We start from the raw sequence: 16,350 nt of genomic DNA, 5'->3' as shown, positions 1-16,350 counted from the left end.
CGTACGAGGGTACGCGAGGGGTCGGCATATGTTTTCGGCTCGCTCCGCGGTCCGGTGACTTCGGGGGCCGCGTCGCCGCGCCCCGTCAGTTCTCTTCGTTCGGCTCGTGTTCGATCCCGTTCATCATCCGCCGGACGTTCTCGCCGTCGCTGAACGCGGCCGGGTACGCCGCGAGCGGGAGCACGAAGTCGTCGTCGACGCCGACCGGTTCGCCGATATGCAGCTCCAGTTCGGTGCTCGCGCCCGTTCCACCGATCTGGCCCTCGGCGCTGTACACGACGACCTCGGCGTCCGAGTCGAGGACGGTCGTCGTGTACTCCGAGCCGCGTTCGAGGTCCCCGACCTCCTCGTAGCGGCTCAGGATGATCTCGGCGCGCTCGCGGGTGCTGAACTCGGCGATCGGATTGAGTTCCTGACCGAGCACCTCGATCTGCGGCGTCGTCACCGCGGCGAAGACGGCGGCCTGGTAGCGCTCGCCGAACAGCTCGACGGCCTTGTCGTACTCGGCGACGGTGTTCGTCACGCGGACCTCTCGGGTCTGTCCGGCCACCTCGACCTCCCGAGAGATCGTTTCGTCGCTCACGTCGTTGAGGTCGTACCCGCTTTCGTCGAGCGTCGCGTCTCCGACCGTCGCGGTGCCGGCGGCGAACTCCGCGGGCTCGCCGCCCGTGGCGACGTCGAGGGCGGTGCAGCCGGCGAGGCTCGCGAGTCCCACCGCGCCGCCGGCCGCGAGTGCCCGGCGACGGCTGATCGCGTCGTTCCGGTTCTCGGCTGGCTCGTCGACGGTCGGTCCTCGTTTCATGGGCGCCAATGACGACGGCGGGGGTACATACTTTGTGTTCGAACGACCCGATCAGCAGGCCTGACGGGCGACTCAAGCCGTAACCATGTCAACGAATCTCCCGGGAGTGCGCGGTTCGGACGCTTTTTGAGGCCGGGGACGGTAGAACGGGGTAGATGATCTCCAAGGGCTGTGAACAGTGCGCCAAGGGCGGGAAGATGGTGCTGTTCGTCTACGGCTACTGCGACCAGCGGGACTGCTTCTACTGCCCCCTCGGAGAGAACCGGAAGAACGTCACCGACGTGTACGCCAACGAGCGGAAAGTCGAGTCCGACGAGGACGTCATCGAGGAGGCCAAGCGCATGAGCGCGCTGGGCACCTCGATCACCGGCGGCGAGCCGCAGGAGGCGATGGCGAAGACGTGCCGGTACCTCGAACTGCTGAAAGACGAGTTCGGCGAGGACCACCACACCCACCTCTACACCGGAATCACGGGCGGCCGCGAGAACATGCGCCGCCTCTCGGAGGCGGGGCTCGACGAGATCCGCTTCCACCCGCCGTTAGAGATGTGGGGCGACATGCACGGCACCGAGTGGGAGGAGATCCTCCACATCGCCCGCGAGGAGGGGCTCACGCCCGCCTTCGAGATCCCCGGCATCCGCGCGGAGCCGGAGTTCTTAGAGTTCTTGGACGAGGGCGCCGCCGAGTTCTGCAACATCAACGAGTTCGAGATGTCCGACGGGAACTACCGCCGGATGCAGGAGGAGGGCTTCGAGCTGCAGGAGGGCCACATGTCCGCCGTCGAGGGGTCGAAGGACGACGCGATCGTCTCCGAGATGGCGAGCCACGAGAAGGTGTACTTCTGTACGTCCGTCTTTAAGGACGCCGCGCAACACCGGAACCGCCTGAAGCGGATGGCGAAGAACATCCGGCGCGAGTTCGACGAGGTGACCGACGACGGCACCCTCGTCTACGGGAAGGCGTTCGCCGACGCCGACCGCTTCGAGGCGCTCGGCGTCCCCGAGGAGTTCTACACGGTGAAGTCGGACCACGTCGAGGTCGCGTGGTGGCTCCTCGAAGAGATGGTCGAGGACGGCGACTTAGCCGAGGGCGAAATCGTCGAGCAGTACCCGACCGTCGACGGGACCGTCGTCGAGCGCACGCCGGTCGCCTGAGTCGCGTTTTTCGACCGTTCGAGTCGGGGTTTTCGGAGTCGTGGAGCGACGCGTGCGACTGGCGAGTGAACACGCGATTTTCGGTGCGGTGGCGTGCCTGCGAGCGCCCGGAGGGCGCGAGCAGCCCGCGAGGGAGTCGGCGGTCCGGAGCGAAGCGGAGGACCGCCGACGAGGCTGGGGAGGCGTGAGGCTGCCGTTTGCGGTGCGGGGTGGGACTCAAAGGGGCAGCCGTGAGGCGGGCGCAGGCGACGTAAGCACCGCAACGAGGGAGCGAGCAAAGTGAGCGACTGAGTGAGGAGCACAGCGAGCGTGCGCCCGCCTCACGGCTGGGGCTTCGGTGGTGTTCGCCGCGCCTCCGCGGTCGACCACTTATAAATAAACGACGAGAACAGGAGCGGGGTTCCCGCCGTCGTCGTCTCAGTCCTCGGCCCAGTAGTACAGCTCCTCGCGGGGCGCGTCGCAGTTCGGGCAGTTCTCGGGGAGCTCCGTCCCGATCTCGCCCATCTCGCCGCACTCCCAGCAGCGCCACATCACGTAGGCGGTGCCGAACACGTCGCGGGCGTCCGTGAGCGTCAGCGGCTCCGAGCCGGAGGGCGCCGAGACGTAGAAGCCGTCGTCGTCGACGCCCCGAACCGACCCGAGCTTCTCGCCCTCCTCGTCGTACACGGCTTGCCCGATGCTCACGTCGGCGAATACGGGTTCTTCGGAGGCCATGCGCGACTGTACGCGTTTATTCCTTATAAGTGTGGTAGTAGGTAGCACGACACATATACGTGATCGGTGACTCGCCAGTGAAGGCCTCCAAAGCCCCAGCCGCGAGGACTCGCATGACTCGCTGCGGTCCTCGGTCGCTCACTTCGTTCGCTCCCTGTGGTCCTTGCGTCGTCAGGCTTCGTCCTCGCGGCTGCCCCTTTGAGTCCCACCCCGCACCGCAAACGGCAGCCTCACGCCTCCCCAGCCTCGTCGGCGGTCCTCCGCTTCGCTCCGGACCGCCGACCCCCTCGCGGGCTGCTCGCGCCCTCCGGGCGCTCGCAGGCGCGCCACCGCACTGCATTTTTAAGCAGTAGCTATGAAGCCGACGTCAGTCCACGCTGCTCCCGCCTCTCACTCCGCGCCGACAAAGTCTCCGAGGTTCGCCTGCAGCCCGGCCGCCATCGTCGATTTCCGACGCAGACGACCCAGCGGGACCGGGAGGTGGTCGGCGACGCCGCGGACCGCCTCCCCGAACGTCTCCGCGGTCCCGTGTTCTCCCTCGAAGGCGTTGCGGACGGCCTCCCGCACCTGCCAGACGCCGACCGGCCCCCAGTAGTCGTCGGAAACGTGGCGTAAGACGAGCGCCTTCGCCTGTCGCCCGCGGTCGTCGAGGTGCTCCAAGACCCCGATCCGGGACGCGTAGTAGGCGCCGGCCGTCTCCTCGACGTAGCCGGTCCGGCCCTCGCGACCCTCGCTCGCGGCCGCGAGGTAGACGCCCGCCTCGGGGTCTGGGTTCCAGATCGAACCGGGCGACTTCATCTCGACGAGCTCGTACTCCCACCGTCCCGGGATCAAGATCACCCAGAACGCGTTCCCCAAGTATTCGTTGCGGTGGACCTCGATCCGGTCGACCGTCGGATTCTCTCGGATCGCGCCGCGGAGGAACTGCCCGACCGTGTCGTCGACCGCCGTGATCGACCAGCGCGTCGGGACGAGCCGGCGGTTCTCGCCCTGTCCGAGCGCGCCCGCGGAGAGGATCGTGTTGATCTCGTACACGTCGAACCCGCGGCGGTAGAGGTACGTCATCGCGCCCTCGGCGCGCCAGTCGTCGTCTTCGAGCGTCTTCTTCACCGGCCGCGGGACGTGCGGGTTCTCTCCGAGGTCGGCGGTCCGGGCCGCGGCGCGCGGCCCGGTCGGCGTCTTGATGTCCTGCGTGCCGATATCGAAGTCGAGGTCGGGAGTGCCGTCGAGCCCGATCTCGACGTCGACCGGGCGGTCGGCGATGGCGACTTCGCGTTGAACGCCGAGCCAGCCGTTCCACGCGTCGTGGACGCTCTCGGCCGGGCCGTCTCCGGCAATCGACTTCACGCCGCCGGTCGCGCCGGCGTCCGCCACGTCGACCCCGCGCGTCGAGTTGAGGAGGCTGGTCCGGCGGTCGAACACGTCCGCGATGGAGACGTCCTCGTCGTACCACGCCGCGGAGGTCTCGAACGCCGCGGCGCGCTCCTCGCGGCCGACGGGCGAGAGCAACCCGGTCGAGACGTTCGGGTAGTTCGAGCGACCGACGAAGATGGAAGGGGAGACGCTGCCGACCACGGCGTCGTCGGAGACGTGCTCCTCGAAGCGCCGCTCGAAGGAGTCGAGGTGGTCGAGGATGCCGTAATCCTTCTCGGCGGCGAGGCGCCGCCGCTCGGCGCGCTCGTTCGCCTCGAACTCGATGAACTCGTCGAGCCGCATTCGGATCGGTGTTGGCTCCGCGCCGGCTTGAACGTTGCTGGCGAGCGCGACGACGCGAAGAGAAAGCGGGTCCGTCGACGACGCCTAACTGTGGATCCCCATCGCTTCGATCTGCTCCTGATACCGGTTGCGGATGGTGACCTCGGTGACCTGCGCGACGTCGGCGACCTCGCGCTGGGTCTTCTTCTCGTTACAGAGCAGGGAGGCGGCGTAGATCGCGGCGGCCGCGTACCCGGTGGGGGATTTCCCCGAGAGCAGCCCCTTCTCAGCGGTCGTCTCGATTATCTCGTTGGCCTTCGACTGGACCTCCTCGCTCAGTTCGAGCTCGGAGGAGAAGCGGGGGACGTACTTCTTCGGGTCGACGGGCCGCATCTCTAAGCCGAGCTCCTGGGAGATGTAGCGGTACGTGCGACCGATCTCCTTGCGGTCGACCCGCGACACGTCGGAGATCTCCTCGAGCGAGCGCGGGATTCCCTCCTTGCGACAGGCGGCGTAGAGGGCGGCGGTGGAGACGCCCTCGATCGAGCGCCCGCGGATCAGGTCCTCGTTGAGCGCGCGTCGGTAGATGACGGAGGCGACCTCGCGTACCGACCGGGGCACGCCGAGCGCGCTCGCCATCCGGTCGATCTCCGAGAGCGCGAACTGGAGGTTGCGCTCGCCCGCGTCCTTCGTTCGAATCCGCTCCTGCCACTTGCGTAAGCGATGCATCTGCGACCGCTTCTTCGAGGAGATGGAGCGCCCGTACGCGTCCTTGTCCTTCCAGTCGATCGTCGTCGTCAGCCCCTTGTCGTGCATCGTCTTCGTCGTCGGGGCGCCGACGCGCGACTTCTCCTGTCGCTCCGAGTGGTTGAACGCGCGCCACTCCGGGCCGGGATCGATCTGTTCCTCCTCGATGATGATCCCCGTCTCCTCGTGTATCAGCTCCCCGTCGGCCGTCCGGGTGAGCTCCTCCGGGTCGAAGTCCTCGGGGTCCAACTCGTCGGCGTCGACCCCCTCGACCCCCTCGGCGTCGGTTTCGGACTCGTCGGCGTCCTCGTCCCGCACACGCTGCCGGTCGTGATCCCGTTGCCGGGTTGGCCGTGTCATCGCATTTATATACTATCCGAACGGATTGACTTAAAATTTCGTGAGATTGAGACGGAGTAACACAGTTCCGTCGTCGGGCGATCGCGCGTTCTCCACGGCGGACGGACAGCCCTTTGTCCCGCGAGCGCTGATCCTTATCGAATGCCGACGATCGACTGCGATCCGGCGACTGCGCGAGCCCGTCTGGAGGACGCCGGCGTCCGGATCGACGAGGGGAACACGGCCCACGAGCGGTGGCGTGCCGAGCGAGATGGCGCCGTCGCCGTCGCGTACGACGACAAAGTCGTGGTGCAGGGGAGCGACCCGACTCGCCTGACTGCCCTGCTGAGCGAGGGCGGCGGGCGCGCGCACGTCTACTTCGACGGGGGCTCGCGCGGGAACCCCGGCCCGGCCGGAGTCGGTTGGTGTCTGGTCACGTCCGACGGGATCGCGGCCGAGGGCGGCGAGCGGATCGGTCGCGCCACCAACAACCAGGCCGAGTACGCCGCGCTGATCCGGGCGCTGGAGGCCGCCGACGAGTACGGCTTCGACGAGATCGACGTCCGCGGCGACTCCCAGCTGATCGTCAAACAGGTGCGCGGCGAGTGGAACGCTAACGACCCGGAACTCCGCGAGAAGCGGGTCCGCGTCCGAGAGCTGTTAGAGCGGTTCGACCGGTGGTCGATCGGGCACGTTCCGCGGGAGATAAACGAACGCGCCGACGATCTGGCGAACGAGGCACTCGATGACGCGAACTGACGACGAACCACCGGAGTGGGCGAAGGAACGGGCGCGCGAAGTGATGGCGGCCGAGGAATCGGGCGAAGACGGGGAGACGGAAGGAGCCGACGGCGAGGGCGACCGCGATGCCGACGGATCCGACGCCGACGACCGCGTCCCCGACGTGCCGGTCGAGACCGTCGACGAGGCGGAGCGGCTCACCCGGCTCGCTCGGCAGACCGAGGACGAGGCGGCCGCCGCGTTCTACCGCGAGCGCCGCGACGAACTCGTCAAGGGTCACGACTACGTCCCGCGGCTCCGCGAGGACGACGACACGCTCGTGTTGTACCCCGACGAGTGGATGGACGACGGGACGGTCCAGCTCGACCGGATCGAGACCACCGACCGGGCCGTCGAGGTGTCGCTGTCGGGGCCGGGCGACGCCGACCGCTACCGCGAGATCGCCGCGTACAACGACGCGGTCGCCGACGCGGTCGCGGACACGCACGGCGAGCCACACGCCGACACCGCCCGGAGTTTCGCGGCGTTCATGAGCAACCACTACGTGCGCGCGGTCGACGACGCGACCCCCGACGTGCGCGAGGAGTTCCGCGAGGAGTACTTCCCGCGGAACGGCTGGCCGACCGACGAGCAGCTGGCCGTCGTCGACGAGTCGCTTGACGTGATCGAGGCGGTCGCGGCGGACGTGGACGGTCCCGAGGAGTCGTAGCGAGAGACGAAACCGTCGCTCGCCGAGCGAGCGTGCGCGGCTTTCGCCGCGCGCGTGTGCCAAAAGTGTCGGTTGCCGCGCGGGACGCCGGCGACGCGGTCGTCGTTACTCGTCGAGCAGGGCGCGGACCTCGTCCGCGCGCTCCTCGTCAGTTGCGAACCGATCGAGGACCCACTCCAGCTGGCCGAGAACGGCGTCGTGGCCCGCCTCGGTGAGCTCATACTGGTTGGTCCGCTTGTCGAGCTCGCTCTTCTCGACCAGCCCGTCCTCGACGAGGTCGTCGAGGTTCGGGTAGAGCCGCCCGTGGTTCACCTCGGAGCCGTAGTACGACTCCAGCTCGCGTTTGATCGCGAGGCCGTACATGGGCTCCTCCGAGAGGATCCCGAGAATGTTCTGTTGGAATGCGGTCAGGTCTGCCGCTGTCCGCGTCGTTGGGTCATCAGTGACTGATTGTGCCTCTGACATAGCTTAATGAAGGGAACCCGAACTTATAACCTTTCTCAAGGTTCACGAACGTTTAAATACTTCAGCAGGGGTAAAACCGACGAAATGTACTGTTACCCGTGGAAACAGCGTCGAGCGCTCTGATCCGACAGAATCTCATTATCCAAATATCTCTCACTGTGCGTGCTGATCCACGACAATTCATCGACGAAACAGGGTAATCGAGACAAAATTGTCATCCGAGAAGCGGTGCATCTTTCGGGGAATAACGCACTTCACGAGGAGCTAACGGAGCGATGCCGCGTGACATCGGTCCGTAGCAACCAGTACCGTGGCCGCGAAAGGCGGTACCATATTGTATCAGTCCGTACGCGTGTATTTTCTATATGTGAATGTGAGTAAGTGTACATTTTCTATATGTGAATATCTGTACGCGTGTGTCTCTGTGTGTATTGAACACAGTTATCGGAGCTGATCAAAGACGAGAGGCCAACCGCCTCCCGGCTGAGGAGAATGGGCCGCCCACGCCGGGGTCCACGACGGGAACCCGAAAGGACTTTGCGAACCATGGACGGAATATCTCATACATGGCCAACCTCTGGGAAGATCTGGAGACGGGACCGAACGCGCCGGACGAAATCTACGCCGTCGTCGAGTGTCTCAAAGGCGAGCGGAACAAGTACGAGTACGACAAGGACATTCCGGGCGTCGTTCTCGATCGCGTGCTCCACTCGAACGTCCACTACCCGTACGACTACGGCTTCATCCCGCAGTCGTACTACGACGACGAGGACCCCTTCGACGTGATGGTGCTCGTCGAGGACCAGACGTTCCCCGGCTGCGTGGTCGAGGCCCGTCCCGTCGCGCTGATGAAGATGGACGACGACGGCGAGCAGGACGACAAGGTGATCGCGGTGCCCACCGAGGATCCCCGGTTCGACCACATCGAGGACCTCGACGACATCCCCCAGCAGACGCTCGACGAGATTGACGAGTTCTTCTCGACGTACAAGAACCTCGAAGCGGGCAAGGAAGTCGAGACGCTCGGGTGGGAAGACAAGCAGGCCGCGAAGGACGCGATCGAACACGCGCAAGACCTCTACGACGAGGAGTTCCAGTGAACTGCCTCGGGGTCAAGCCCCGAGGCACTCGCCTTGCTTATCTGTAGATCCGACCGAGGGCTCGGGACGCGCTCCCTCGTCGCGTCGAATAACTTGCGAACATACCTACCGGCACCGCGGATGCGTTATGCCCATGGGTAATTTTTAGGGAATGGGTCGCCTACGCGTAAGTAGAGCCATGAGCGCACACAGCCAGCCGTCCGTCGGCATCGATCACCCGACGGTCGTCCCCGCCAACTTCGATTCCGAGGCCGTCGACTGCGCTGCCGACGCCGACGAGCCGGCGAGCGCGGCAGACGACGGACGAGCGGACCGGTAACCACCGGGACCGAGAGCCGGAATCAGGCGTTCTCGACGACCGCGGAGAGACACTGAGCCTCTTCGACGAACGATTCGAACCGATCGTCGACCCACTCGATCACCGCTTGGTCCGTCGATTCGAGCAGGCATCGAGGGTTGTTCCTGCGGTCGTAGGCGGTCACGCAGGCGACGTCGTCGTACCGGAATATCCCGTATTCAATCGGCTCCGGGGAGACGTACACGGTCGCGCCGTCGTCGCGGAGCGCCCGGTCGGTCGCGGGGCCGAACGCCGCGATCGACTCCTCGACCACGTCGCGGTCGATGACGAGTTCTATCTCGGCACCCGCCTCCAGTGCCTCGGCAGCCGCGTCGTTGAACTGCTGGATGACGACGGGCGAGACGGCGCGGATCTCCGAGCCGCATCCCTCGCGTAGCAGTTCGGTGACCCGGTCGACGGCGGCGAGGGGGTTCCGATCGGCCGCGACGGTCAGCTCTCCGTCGTCGATCGCCGCGGCCGGGAAGTCGGCGCCGACGCGTTCGAGATCGGCAGCAAGCTGCCCGTATCGGTCGGCGAGCTCGACCTCGTCGAGCAGCGCCTCGTACGCGTCGTGAACCCGTTTCCCGGTCGGCGTGACGTGGTAGACCGCGTCGCGCTTGACCACCCAGTCCCGCTCGCGGAACCCGGAGAGAATGCGCTGGACCGTCGTCCGCGTCGCGTCGACCGCGGCCGTGAGACTCGCCGGGCGGCGCGGCTCCTCTCGGAGCGCTCGGAGCATCGCGACCCGGACGGGAGACCCGGCGAGGTACTGTGCGCCGTCGTGTCCGTCGTCGCCCGTCATCGTATGAGCCGTGTGTACGGACACCGCACGCTTAACCGTACCGCGTCACGCGGTGATAAAAAGGCGGCAGACGGAACTACCCGGCGCCGCACTCCACTCACGCCCGATACCGGAACGAGACGACGGTACCGATGGTATCCTCGCCGTCGATAGCCTCGGTAGTGACGGTCGCGGCGGCGACCGCGTCCGCGCCGAGCGCCTCCTCGATCACCGCGGTGAGCGCGTCGGGGTCGGCGCCCTGCTGGAGGACGGGTACCCGGACCTGCCGCCGGTTGACGGCGATGTCGCCGAGGTCGTAGTCGGTGTGCTCGAACGCGTCGCGAATCGTGGCGTCGATGTCGGTCATGGCTCTACCTCCGTCGAGGAGGCGGAAAAAACGGTGGGGCAGAACCCCGAAACCGGCTCGTCGACACCGATTGCGGGTGCTCGCGGAACGATCGAACCGATAAGCGTTCCGCGACGGCCTATTTATTTACTATTTCTGAATATTCAAATATCTGAGAATAGTTGACGCAAAACGGTTTTGATGTTAATATCACGCGATATTCTGTGTAATATGCACGAAAGTGTTGCAGACTACGTGGCAGAGCACCCGAAGATGGCCGGCGTCCTGTTCACCGCGCTCCTCCTGTTGACGCAGGCGGCGCCCGCGGCGGCGAACCAGGCAGCTGCTACTCCCGGTCCGTGAGCTGCGTGAACTCATCATTCCACGTCAGTTCCTCGTCGTAGAAGATCGGCGTGTTTTCTAGGTTCAGAAAATCGTCGATATCAGGGGAGCACAGCCGGTTAAAATGTATTTTCGACGGGACAATATGATTTTTGTCATCAGCATCTAGATTTAGATACATCATCGTACCGGTACCATAGGGGCCATTGGGGAATCCTTCTACAGTCAGGTCCCATCTTTCATTTTGGGATTCAGTTAAATTAAGAACCAAAGCCACACCACTCCGGCTCTGACAGATCGTTGTCCCTCCATCTCCAACGACGATGTACTGGTTGCCGGTTATCAGCTCCCGCTTGGCGACGTGGAGCGCGGTGCGGAGGTTGAACCCGCTGTTCATTAGGCGGGCGATGATGCGACCGAGCTGGGTCGCCGGCGAGTTCGCCACGTCGGAGAGGGTGACGATGCCGCCGCGGGAGCCGCGGTGGACGAGGGCCTCGCCCTGCTGGTACGACTGACAGGCGTTGAGCAGGAAGGCGCTGACGCCGACGTCGAGGTCGGCGGACGTGAGGTCGAGGTACTCGTCGGTGCACTGCATCCCGCGATCGTCGACGTGACCGATGTAGTGGAGGAAGTCCACGTCGGACTGCAGGGCCTCGCGCATCTCCTCGCGGGTGAGGTCGTGGCGCACCTCGATATCGAACTGGACCATGTCGCGGAGGCCGTATAAGTCGGCGACCTCACCCTCTTCGCGCATCTGCTCGTCGTTGCAGACGACGAGCACGGAGATCCGCGACTGCTCGACCGACCCGGCCTCTAACCGTCGGTGGTACGCGTCGAGGGTGGCCTTGTTGGCGTCGAGCGGGACGCCGGCGCCGACCCACGCGTGCTCGACGGTGTCGACGGGCTCCGGTCGCACGAAGTCGGCGTCGGTTGGTACCGCGCCGCGCTCCGCCGAGGCGTCGGCGCCGCGGGTGGGTTCGGTGCCGGTGGCACCGCCCCGAACGAACTCGTCCGGACCGAGGGACGCCGCGTCAGTTGGAGAGTCGCCGGCGCCGGCACCGGCCCCCGGCCCGCGGAAGAACCCGAGCCCGTCGCCCTCGCCGGCCGTCGCGGGGGTCACCGTCTCCGGCGATCGAACGACCGACAGCTCGCCGGCCACGAACGGGAGCATCTCCACGTTCTCGGGATCGGGACGCACGTCGGTCGTCAGCGTCCACTGGGGGAGTTCCGGCTCGACGCGATCGAAGGGGACCGCCAGGTACTCTCCGAGCCGCTCCGCGAGCGGGAGGTCGTACAGCCGGCCCCAGTCGAGGTCGAGGTCGGTGGTCTCGCGCTCGTGGAGGTCGACCGGGTAGAATCCCTCCGTGCGCGCGAGGCAGTCGAAGTGGAACGCCTGCCGGAGCACTTCGGCGGTCCGCCGCTCGAAGTCGGGCTCCAGAGAGTGTGTCCAACCGTCTCCCTCGATCCGGGGGGCGTCGCCGGGGACCACGTCGGCGGCGAAGTAGTACGCCAGCGAGACCACCGGGTAGAGGTAGCGGTACTCCGGGGGGACGACGATCCGGATCCCGGAGTCGGGCGGTTCGACTCGGTCGGGGACGCGGAGCTCCTCGCCCGGCTCGATCAGCGGCGGGTGCCCGCGGAGGGTCGGGAACGACCGCTCCGGGCTCGTCGTCTGGAGCGCGGAGCCGAGCAGGGAGACGGCGTCCATCAGCGACTCGGGGTCGGTGGGCGTCTCGATCGTCCCCGCGGGGACCTGGTGAAGCGACCGGAACCCGAGCGTCACCTCGTCGGGGGCGTCGAGATCGATCCGGGTCGTCCGCTCCGTCGTCGACACGGAGAAGGGCGACGCGAACGCGAGGTACAGCTTCGTCGGCGCAGGGTCGATTCCGACGTGGTAGGTGCCGGGAGGCATCGCATAGTCGTCGCCGCGGGTGAGCAGCGTTCCGTCGGCGGATCGGGTCTCGACGACCGCGACGCGAGGGATCTCGATCGTACCGGTCTCGACGGTCACACTCGCGTCGACCGGGAAGTAGTGGGCGTCCTCGGGACTGGCGGTCGGCTCGACCGGCCGGTCCGTGTACACCTCGAACTGCGTGTTCTCGATGTGGTCGGTGACGGCGAGTCCGGCCGCGCCGGACAGCGGGTCGATGTCGATACTCATGAGGTGGACCGCGTTCGGTCGGCGTCGGAGTCGCCGCGGAAGGGCTCGACGCGGCAGCGATGCGACGCGGCCGTCGTTACCGACATCTTGGGCGATGCGGCGATAAAGGTTGTGTCGGGGGATCGCCGCGGACCGAACGGATAAAGGGGCGGCCGGCCCACGTTCGCGTAATGATCACGCTTGGAACGGCTCGCGCCCCGCCGGGCGAGACGGACACGGGCCGTCTCGAGGTCGGCGAGACGCGGGACGGGAGTCCCGTCCGACTGCCGGTGGCGGTCATTAACGGCGCCGAAGACGGCGAGACGCTGTACATGCAGGCGGTCAGTGACGGCGACGAGCTCAACGGGCTCGGCGTCGTCAACCGCGTCGTCCCCCGGCTCGATCCGGGAGAGCTGTCCGGAGCCGTCCTCGTCGTCGGGGTCGTCAACTACTTCGCGTTTCAGGTCGCCGAACATCGGAATCCGATCGACGACCGGAAGATGAACCGCGGGTACCCCGGCGACGAGGACGGGACGACGAGCGAGCGTATCGCTCACGCGACGTTCCAAGCCGCGAAACGGGCGGACCTCATCTTAGACCTTCATCAGGGGTCGACCAGCCGGATGATAAATGAGACGCGGGTCCGCTGTGGAGTCCGACACCACCTCCACGGCGACTGCTTGGAGCTTGCGAAGGTCTTCGGCTGCGGTCACGTCCTCGACATCAAGGGACCGGACGGGCAGCTCGCGCGCGCCGGCCCGGAACACGGCATCCCCACCATCGACCCCGAGCTCGGCGGCGCCGTCGGCTGGGACGAGGAGTCGATCCGGTACGGCGTCGAGGGCGCGTTCAACGTGCTCCGCCACTACGGCTTCCTTGACGGCGACGTCGACCTCGAACGGCAGACGAGGGCGCGCGGCTTCGACCAGTACGGGTCGCCGGCGGGCGGGCTGGTCCGGTTCGAGCGCGAGCTCGGCGAGCGCGTCTCCACCGGGGACGTGCTCTTCGAGGTAACCGACGTGTTCGGCGAGCTAAAAGGACGTGTCACCGCCGACGACGACGGGGTCTTCTGGCGCACCCGACGGCTCCCCCAGGTCGCCGCCGGCGAGTACGTCTGCTCGGTCGGCACCAACGTCGACACGTACTGATGTCCGGCGACCGCGACGCGATCCGAGATCTCGTCTGCCCCGAATGCGGCGCAACCGTCCGGGACCGGTGGCGCTGCGAGTGCGGCGCCCCGCTGGAGTTCGCGGAGCCACCGCTCCCAGAGAGCGGGGATCGGGACTCGATAGACGCCCGAAACGGCCTGTGGGCGTTCGAGGAGTTCCTCGCCGTCGGCGACGACCCCGCTGACCGGGTGACGCTCGGCGAGGGGATGACGCCGTTGGTCGACGCGGACGCGGGGGCAGACGGAGGCGACTCACCCGACGCGGACGAGTGGAACGCCGCGTTCAAGCTGGAGTACGTCTTCCCGACTGGCTCTTTTAAGGACCGCGGCGCGACGACGACGCTCACGCGGGCCCGTGAGCTGGGCGTCGAGCGCGTCGTCGAGGACTCCTCCGGTAACGCCGGCGCCGCGATCGCGACGTACGCGGCGCGCGCCGGGATCGACGCCGCGGTGTACGTCCCAGCCGACGTCAAGGAATCGAAGCTCCGCGCGATCCGCCAAGCCGGCGCCGAGCCGATCCGGATCGAGGGATCGCGCGCGGACGTGACGGCGGCGTGCGTGGCCGCGCTTGGCGAAGGCGGTGAGAGAGGCGAGAGCGGACACAAAGGTGATTCCGGCGGCGGCTCCGAGGGTTCCGCGTGGTACGCCAGCCACGCGTGGAACCCGGCCTTCTTCGAGGGGACCGCCACCGTCGCCTACGAGATCGCGTACCAGCGCGACTGGGAGGCCCCCGACGCGGTCGTCACGCCGCTCGGCCATGGAACCCTGTTCCTCGGCGCCTACCGCGGCTTCCGCCGACTGAAGCGCGCGGGCTGGATCGACGAGGTCCCGCGGCTGTTCGGCGCGCAGGCGGCCGGGGTCGCGCCGATCGTCCGCGAGCTCCACGGCGCGGACGCGGCCGACCCCGAGGGGCGCGTCAACGCGGCCGCCGACGGGATCCAGATCGCCGAACCGGTCCGGAGGGGGCAGATTCTCGACGCGATCGCCGAGGCCGACGGCGACGCGATCGCGGTCACGCAGTCGGCGGCCGAAACCGAACTCGACCGACTCCACGCCGCAGGCTTTTATACCGAACCGACCTGCGCCGTGGCGCCGGCGGCGCTGCGCGAACTCCGCGAGCGCGGGACCCTCGCGCCCGACGACGACGTGGTCGTCCCCCTGACCGGGAACGGACTGAAGGGCTGACCGCGGCGGCCGGGAACTGAAGGATCGATCGCGGCGGCCGAGTGGTCTTCCCACCGCCATCCCTTTTCAGTCTCGTCCCGTGAGAGAGCGTATGGAGGTCCTCGTCTACGGCGCCGGCGCGCTCGGGAGCCTCGTCGGGGGGTTACTGGCGCGGGTCCACGAGGTCACGCTCGTCGGGCGCGACCCGCACATGCGACGGGTCCGACAGGACGGGCTCCGGATCGACGGCGAGGTCGACGCGCGCGTTCATCCACGGGCGCTCACCGACGGAACGCATCGCTCCGCGGACCTCGCGGTGGTCACGACGAAGGCGTACGACACGGACGCGGCCGCGCGGGCGCTCGCGACCGGCGAGTACGACGCGGTCTGCTCGCTGCAGAACGGCTTCACGGAGGAGCGGCTGGTCGCGGCGCTCGACCCGACCGTCCTCGCGGGGACCGCGAGCTACGGCGCTCGGTTCGTCGAGCCCGGTCGAGTCACGTGTACGGGTATCGGCGAGGTCGTCGTCGGGGCGCTCTCCGGGGGGGACGACCCGCTCGCGGAGCGCGTGGGGAACGCGTTCGACGAGGCCGGGATCGAGACGATCGTCGCCGCGGACATGCCCCGGCGCCGGTACGAGAAGCTCGCGGTCAACGCGGGGATCAACGGCCCCTCGGCGCTCGCGCGGCTCTCGAACGGAAGGACCCTCGACGGGCCGGGCGGGGAGGCGGCGCGCGAGGCGGCTCGCGAGGTCGCGCGCGTCGCCCGGGCCGACGGGATCGGCCTCGGCGACGATGAGGCGGTCGCGGCCGTCGAGCGCGTCGCCGCCGACACCGCCGCCAACCGGTCGTCGATGTGCGAGGACGTGACCGCGGGCCGGCGGACCGAGGTCGACGCCATCTACGGCGCCGCGACCGAGCGCGCCGACCGGTTCAGCGTGTCGGCGCCGACGTGTCGGACGATCGCGTCGCTGATCCGAGGGTGGGAGGTCGGTGCCGGGGTTCGACCCGGGGCGGACGCTGACGAAACACGCTCGGAGTGACCTCAAACGGGCGGAAAAACGGGAGCGTCTACGGTCGTTTCAGCGGATTCAGCACCACTCTTCGAGGACGGTGGCGTCGGTCTCGGTGACCGAGACCCACGCGTTCTCCCGGGAGACGTCCGCGATCACGAGCTCCGGTCGCGACGACGAGGAGTCGTCGATAGACGCCATCACGTCCGGCGAGTCGTCGGCGTCGAGGGCCGGATCCGTCGGCAGCGCCGTCCGCCGGTGATCGGGGTCCGGGTCGTCCCATGGAGTGGAACTCCGTGACATGATTGTGAATTGTTCACAGTACATATAAGCGTTCCGGACCAAGAGCGTCCGCAGTCGGCGGATCGGCGCTTTGAGGCGATAATCGGTGACGAGAGCCCGTGTCAGTCGTCGATCACGGGGGAAGTGACGGAGTGAGACATCGATCTGACGAACTGATTGGTTCGTTGTCAGAGCGTCGATTCGCGACCTCCGGCGTCCCGGCGAGATGCCCCGCGACGGCCCGCGATCGCCCGTGACACACCGCGGTCGATCGCCGCCCGCTCGCGGACCACCTTCGCAGTATACAAGAGG

18 protein-coding genes are annotated in these 16,350 nt (G+C 67.2%); 9 read left to right on the top strand and 9 right to left on the bottom strand.

Annotated features, from left to right (window positions below; translation table 11 throughout):
* Positions 1-85 precede the first annotated feature (85 nt).
* Complete coding sequence (locus tag ACP96_RS01510) at positions 86-802, bottom strand: DUF6517 family protein (protein ID WP_050031856.1); 717 nt, start codon at positions 800-802, stop codon at positions 86-88.
* 155 nt (positions 803-957) lie between these two features.
* On the opposite strand from ACP96_RS01510, the gene ACP96_RS01505 reads away from it, so the two are divergent.
* Entirely contained in the window at positions 958-1,956 is a 999-nt protein-coding gene (locus ACP96_RS01505; protein WP_050031855.1) for a radical SAM protein, read from the top strand.
* A gap of 417 nt (positions 1,957-2,373) precedes the next feature.
* On the opposite strand, the gene ACP96_RS01500 is transcribed toward ACP96_RS01505, so the two are convergent.
* The 3 genes from ACP96_RS01500 to ACP96_RS01490 all read right to left on the bottom strand — a co-directional run bounded on the left by ACP96_RS01500 (position 2,374) and on the right by ACP96_RS01490 (position 5,472).
* Complete coding sequence (locus ACP96_RS01500; protein WP_050031854.1) at positions 2,374-2,670, bottom strand: DUF7130 family rubredoxin-like protein; 297 nt, start codon at positions 2,668-2,670, stop codon at positions 2,374-2,376.
* Positions 2,671-3,060: 390 nt separating this feature from the next.
* A complete protein-coding gene (gene nreA / locus ACP96_RS01495; protein WP_050031853.1) occupies positions 3,061-4,386 on the bottom strand; it encodes a DNA repair protein NreA in 1,326 nt (441 codons plus the stop codon).
* 84 nt (positions 4,387-4,470) lie between these two features.
* A complete protein-coding gene (locus ACP96_RS01490) occupies positions 4,471-5,472 on the bottom strand; it encodes a transcription initiation factor IIB (protein WP_050025911.1) in 1,002 nt (333 codons plus the stop codon).
* Between the two features lie 141 nt (positions 5,473-5,613).
* Between ACP96_RS01490 and rnhA the strand changes: the two genes are divergently transcribed.
* On the top strand, positions 5,614-6,210 hold the full coding sequence (rnhA, locus tag ACP96_RS01485; RefSeq protein ID WP_050025146.1) for a ribonuclease HI: 597 nt from the start codon (positions 5,614-5,616) through the stop codon (positions 6,208-6,210).
* On the top strand, positions 6,197-6,901 hold the full coding sequence (locus ACP96_RS01480; protein WP_050025144.1) for a DUF7108 domain-containing protein: 705 nt from the start codon (positions 6,197-6,199) through the stop codon (positions 6,899-6,901). Before rnhA ends, ACP96_RS01480 begins: the two co-directional genes overlap by 14 nt.
* 105 nt (positions 6,902-7,006) lie before the next feature.
* On the opposite strand, the gene ACP96_RS01475 is transcribed toward ACP96_RS01480, so the two are convergent.
* Positions 7,007-7,366, bottom strand: a complete 360-nt coding sequence (locus tag ACP96_RS01475) for a PadR family transcriptional regulator (protein ID WP_050025142.1) — start codon at positions 7,364-7,366, stop codon at positions 7,007-7,009.
* Positions 7,367-7,932: 566 nt separating this feature from the next.
* Between ACP96_RS01475 and ACP96_RS01470 the strand changes: the two genes are divergently transcribed.
* On the top strand, positions 7,933-8,466 hold the full coding sequence (locus ACP96_RS01470) for an inorganic diphosphatase (RefSeq protein WP_050025140.1): 534 nt from the start codon (positions 7,933-7,935) through the stop codon (positions 8,464-8,466).
* A 178-nt stretch (positions 8,467-8,644) separates the two neighbouring features.
* The gene (locus ACP96_RS19070) at positions 8,645-8,785 is read left to right on the top strand and encodes a hypothetical protein (RefSeq protein WP_202593899.1); all 141 of its coding nucleotides are present in this window, start codon (positions 8,645-8,647) and stop codon (positions 8,783-8,785) included.
* Positions 8,786-8,807: 22 nt separating this feature from the next.
* Here ACP96_RS19070 and ACP96_RS01465 read toward each other — a convergent pair whose 3' ends face one another.
* On the bottom strand, positions 8,808-9,605 hold the full coding sequence (locus tag ACP96_RS01465) for a helix-turn-helix transcriptional regulator (protein WP_050025137.1): 798 nt from the start codon (positions 9,603-9,605) through the stop codon (positions 8,808-8,810).
* A gap of 97 nt (positions 9,606-9,702) precedes the next feature.
* Complete coding sequence (locus ACP96_RS01460; RefSeq protein WP_050031852.1) at positions 9,703-9,951, bottom strand: hypothetical protein; 249 nt, start codon at positions 9,949-9,951, stop codon at positions 9,703-9,705.
* A 210-nt stretch (positions 9,952-10,161) separates the two neighbouring features.
* Here ACP96_RS01460 and ACP96_RS19690 point away from each other — a divergent pair, with 210 nt between their 5' ends.
* Complete coding sequence (locus ACP96_RS19690) at positions 10,162-10,293, top strand: DUF7503 family protein (RefSeq protein ID WP_272913212.1); 132 nt, start codon at positions 10,162-10,164, stop codon at positions 10,291-10,293.
* On the opposite strand, the gene ACP96_RS01455 is transcribed toward ACP96_RS19690, so the two are convergent.
* Positions 10,277-12,433, bottom strand: a complete 2,157-nt coding sequence (locus tag ACP96_RS01455; RefSeq protein WP_050031851.1) for a caspase family protein — start codon at positions 12,431-12,433, stop codon at positions 10,277-10,279. The two genes, ACP96_RS19690 and ACP96_RS01455, sit on opposite strands and share 17 nt — an antisense overlap.
* A gap of 170 nt (positions 12,434-12,603) precedes the next feature.
* Here ACP96_RS01455 and ACP96_RS01450 point away from each other — a divergent pair, with 170 nt between their 5' ends.
* From ACP96_RS01450 to ACP96_RS01440, 3 genes are all read left to right on the top strand, one after another.
* Positions 12,604-13,560 carry a succinylglutamate desuccinylase/aspartoacylase family protein gene (locus ACP96_RS01450; RefSeq protein ID WP_050025136.1) on the top strand — a complete coding sequence of 319 codons (957 nt, stop codon included), beginning with the start codon at positions 12,604-12,606 and terminating at the stop codon, positions 13,558-13,560.
* Positions 13,560-14,765: a pyridoxal-phosphate dependent enzyme gene (locus ACP96_RS01445; RefSeq protein WP_050031850.1), complete on the top strand. Its 1,206-nt coding sequence runs from the start codon at positions 13,560-13,562 to the stop codon at positions 14,763-14,765. Before ACP96_RS01450 ends, ACP96_RS01445 begins: the two co-directional genes overlap by 1 nt.
* Positions 14,766-14,856: 91 nt before the next feature.
* A complete protein-coding gene (locus tag ACP96_RS01440; RefSeq protein WP_050031849.1) occupies positions 14,857-15,786 on the top strand; it encodes a ketopantoate reductase family protein in 930 nt (309 codons plus the stop codon).
* Between the two features lie 48 nt (positions 15,787-15,834).
* On the opposite strand, the gene ACP96_RS01435 is transcribed toward ACP96_RS01440, so the two are convergent.
* Positions 15,835-16,059, bottom strand: a complete 225-nt coding sequence (locus tag ACP96_RS01435; RefSeq protein WP_050025132.1) for a DUF7556 family protein — start codon at positions 16,057-16,059, stop codon at positions 15,835-15,837.
* Between the last annotated feature and the right edge of the window lie 291 nt (positions 16,060-16,350).

Source organism: Halorubrum halophilum (assembly GCF_000739595.1).
GTDB classification, from domain to species: Archaea; Halobacteriota; Halobacteria; order Halobacteriales; family Haloferacaceae; genus Halorubrum; species Halorubrum halophilum.
Note: the sequence above shows the minus strand (reverse complement) of the source record. Positions and strands in the feature narration are given on the sequence as shown.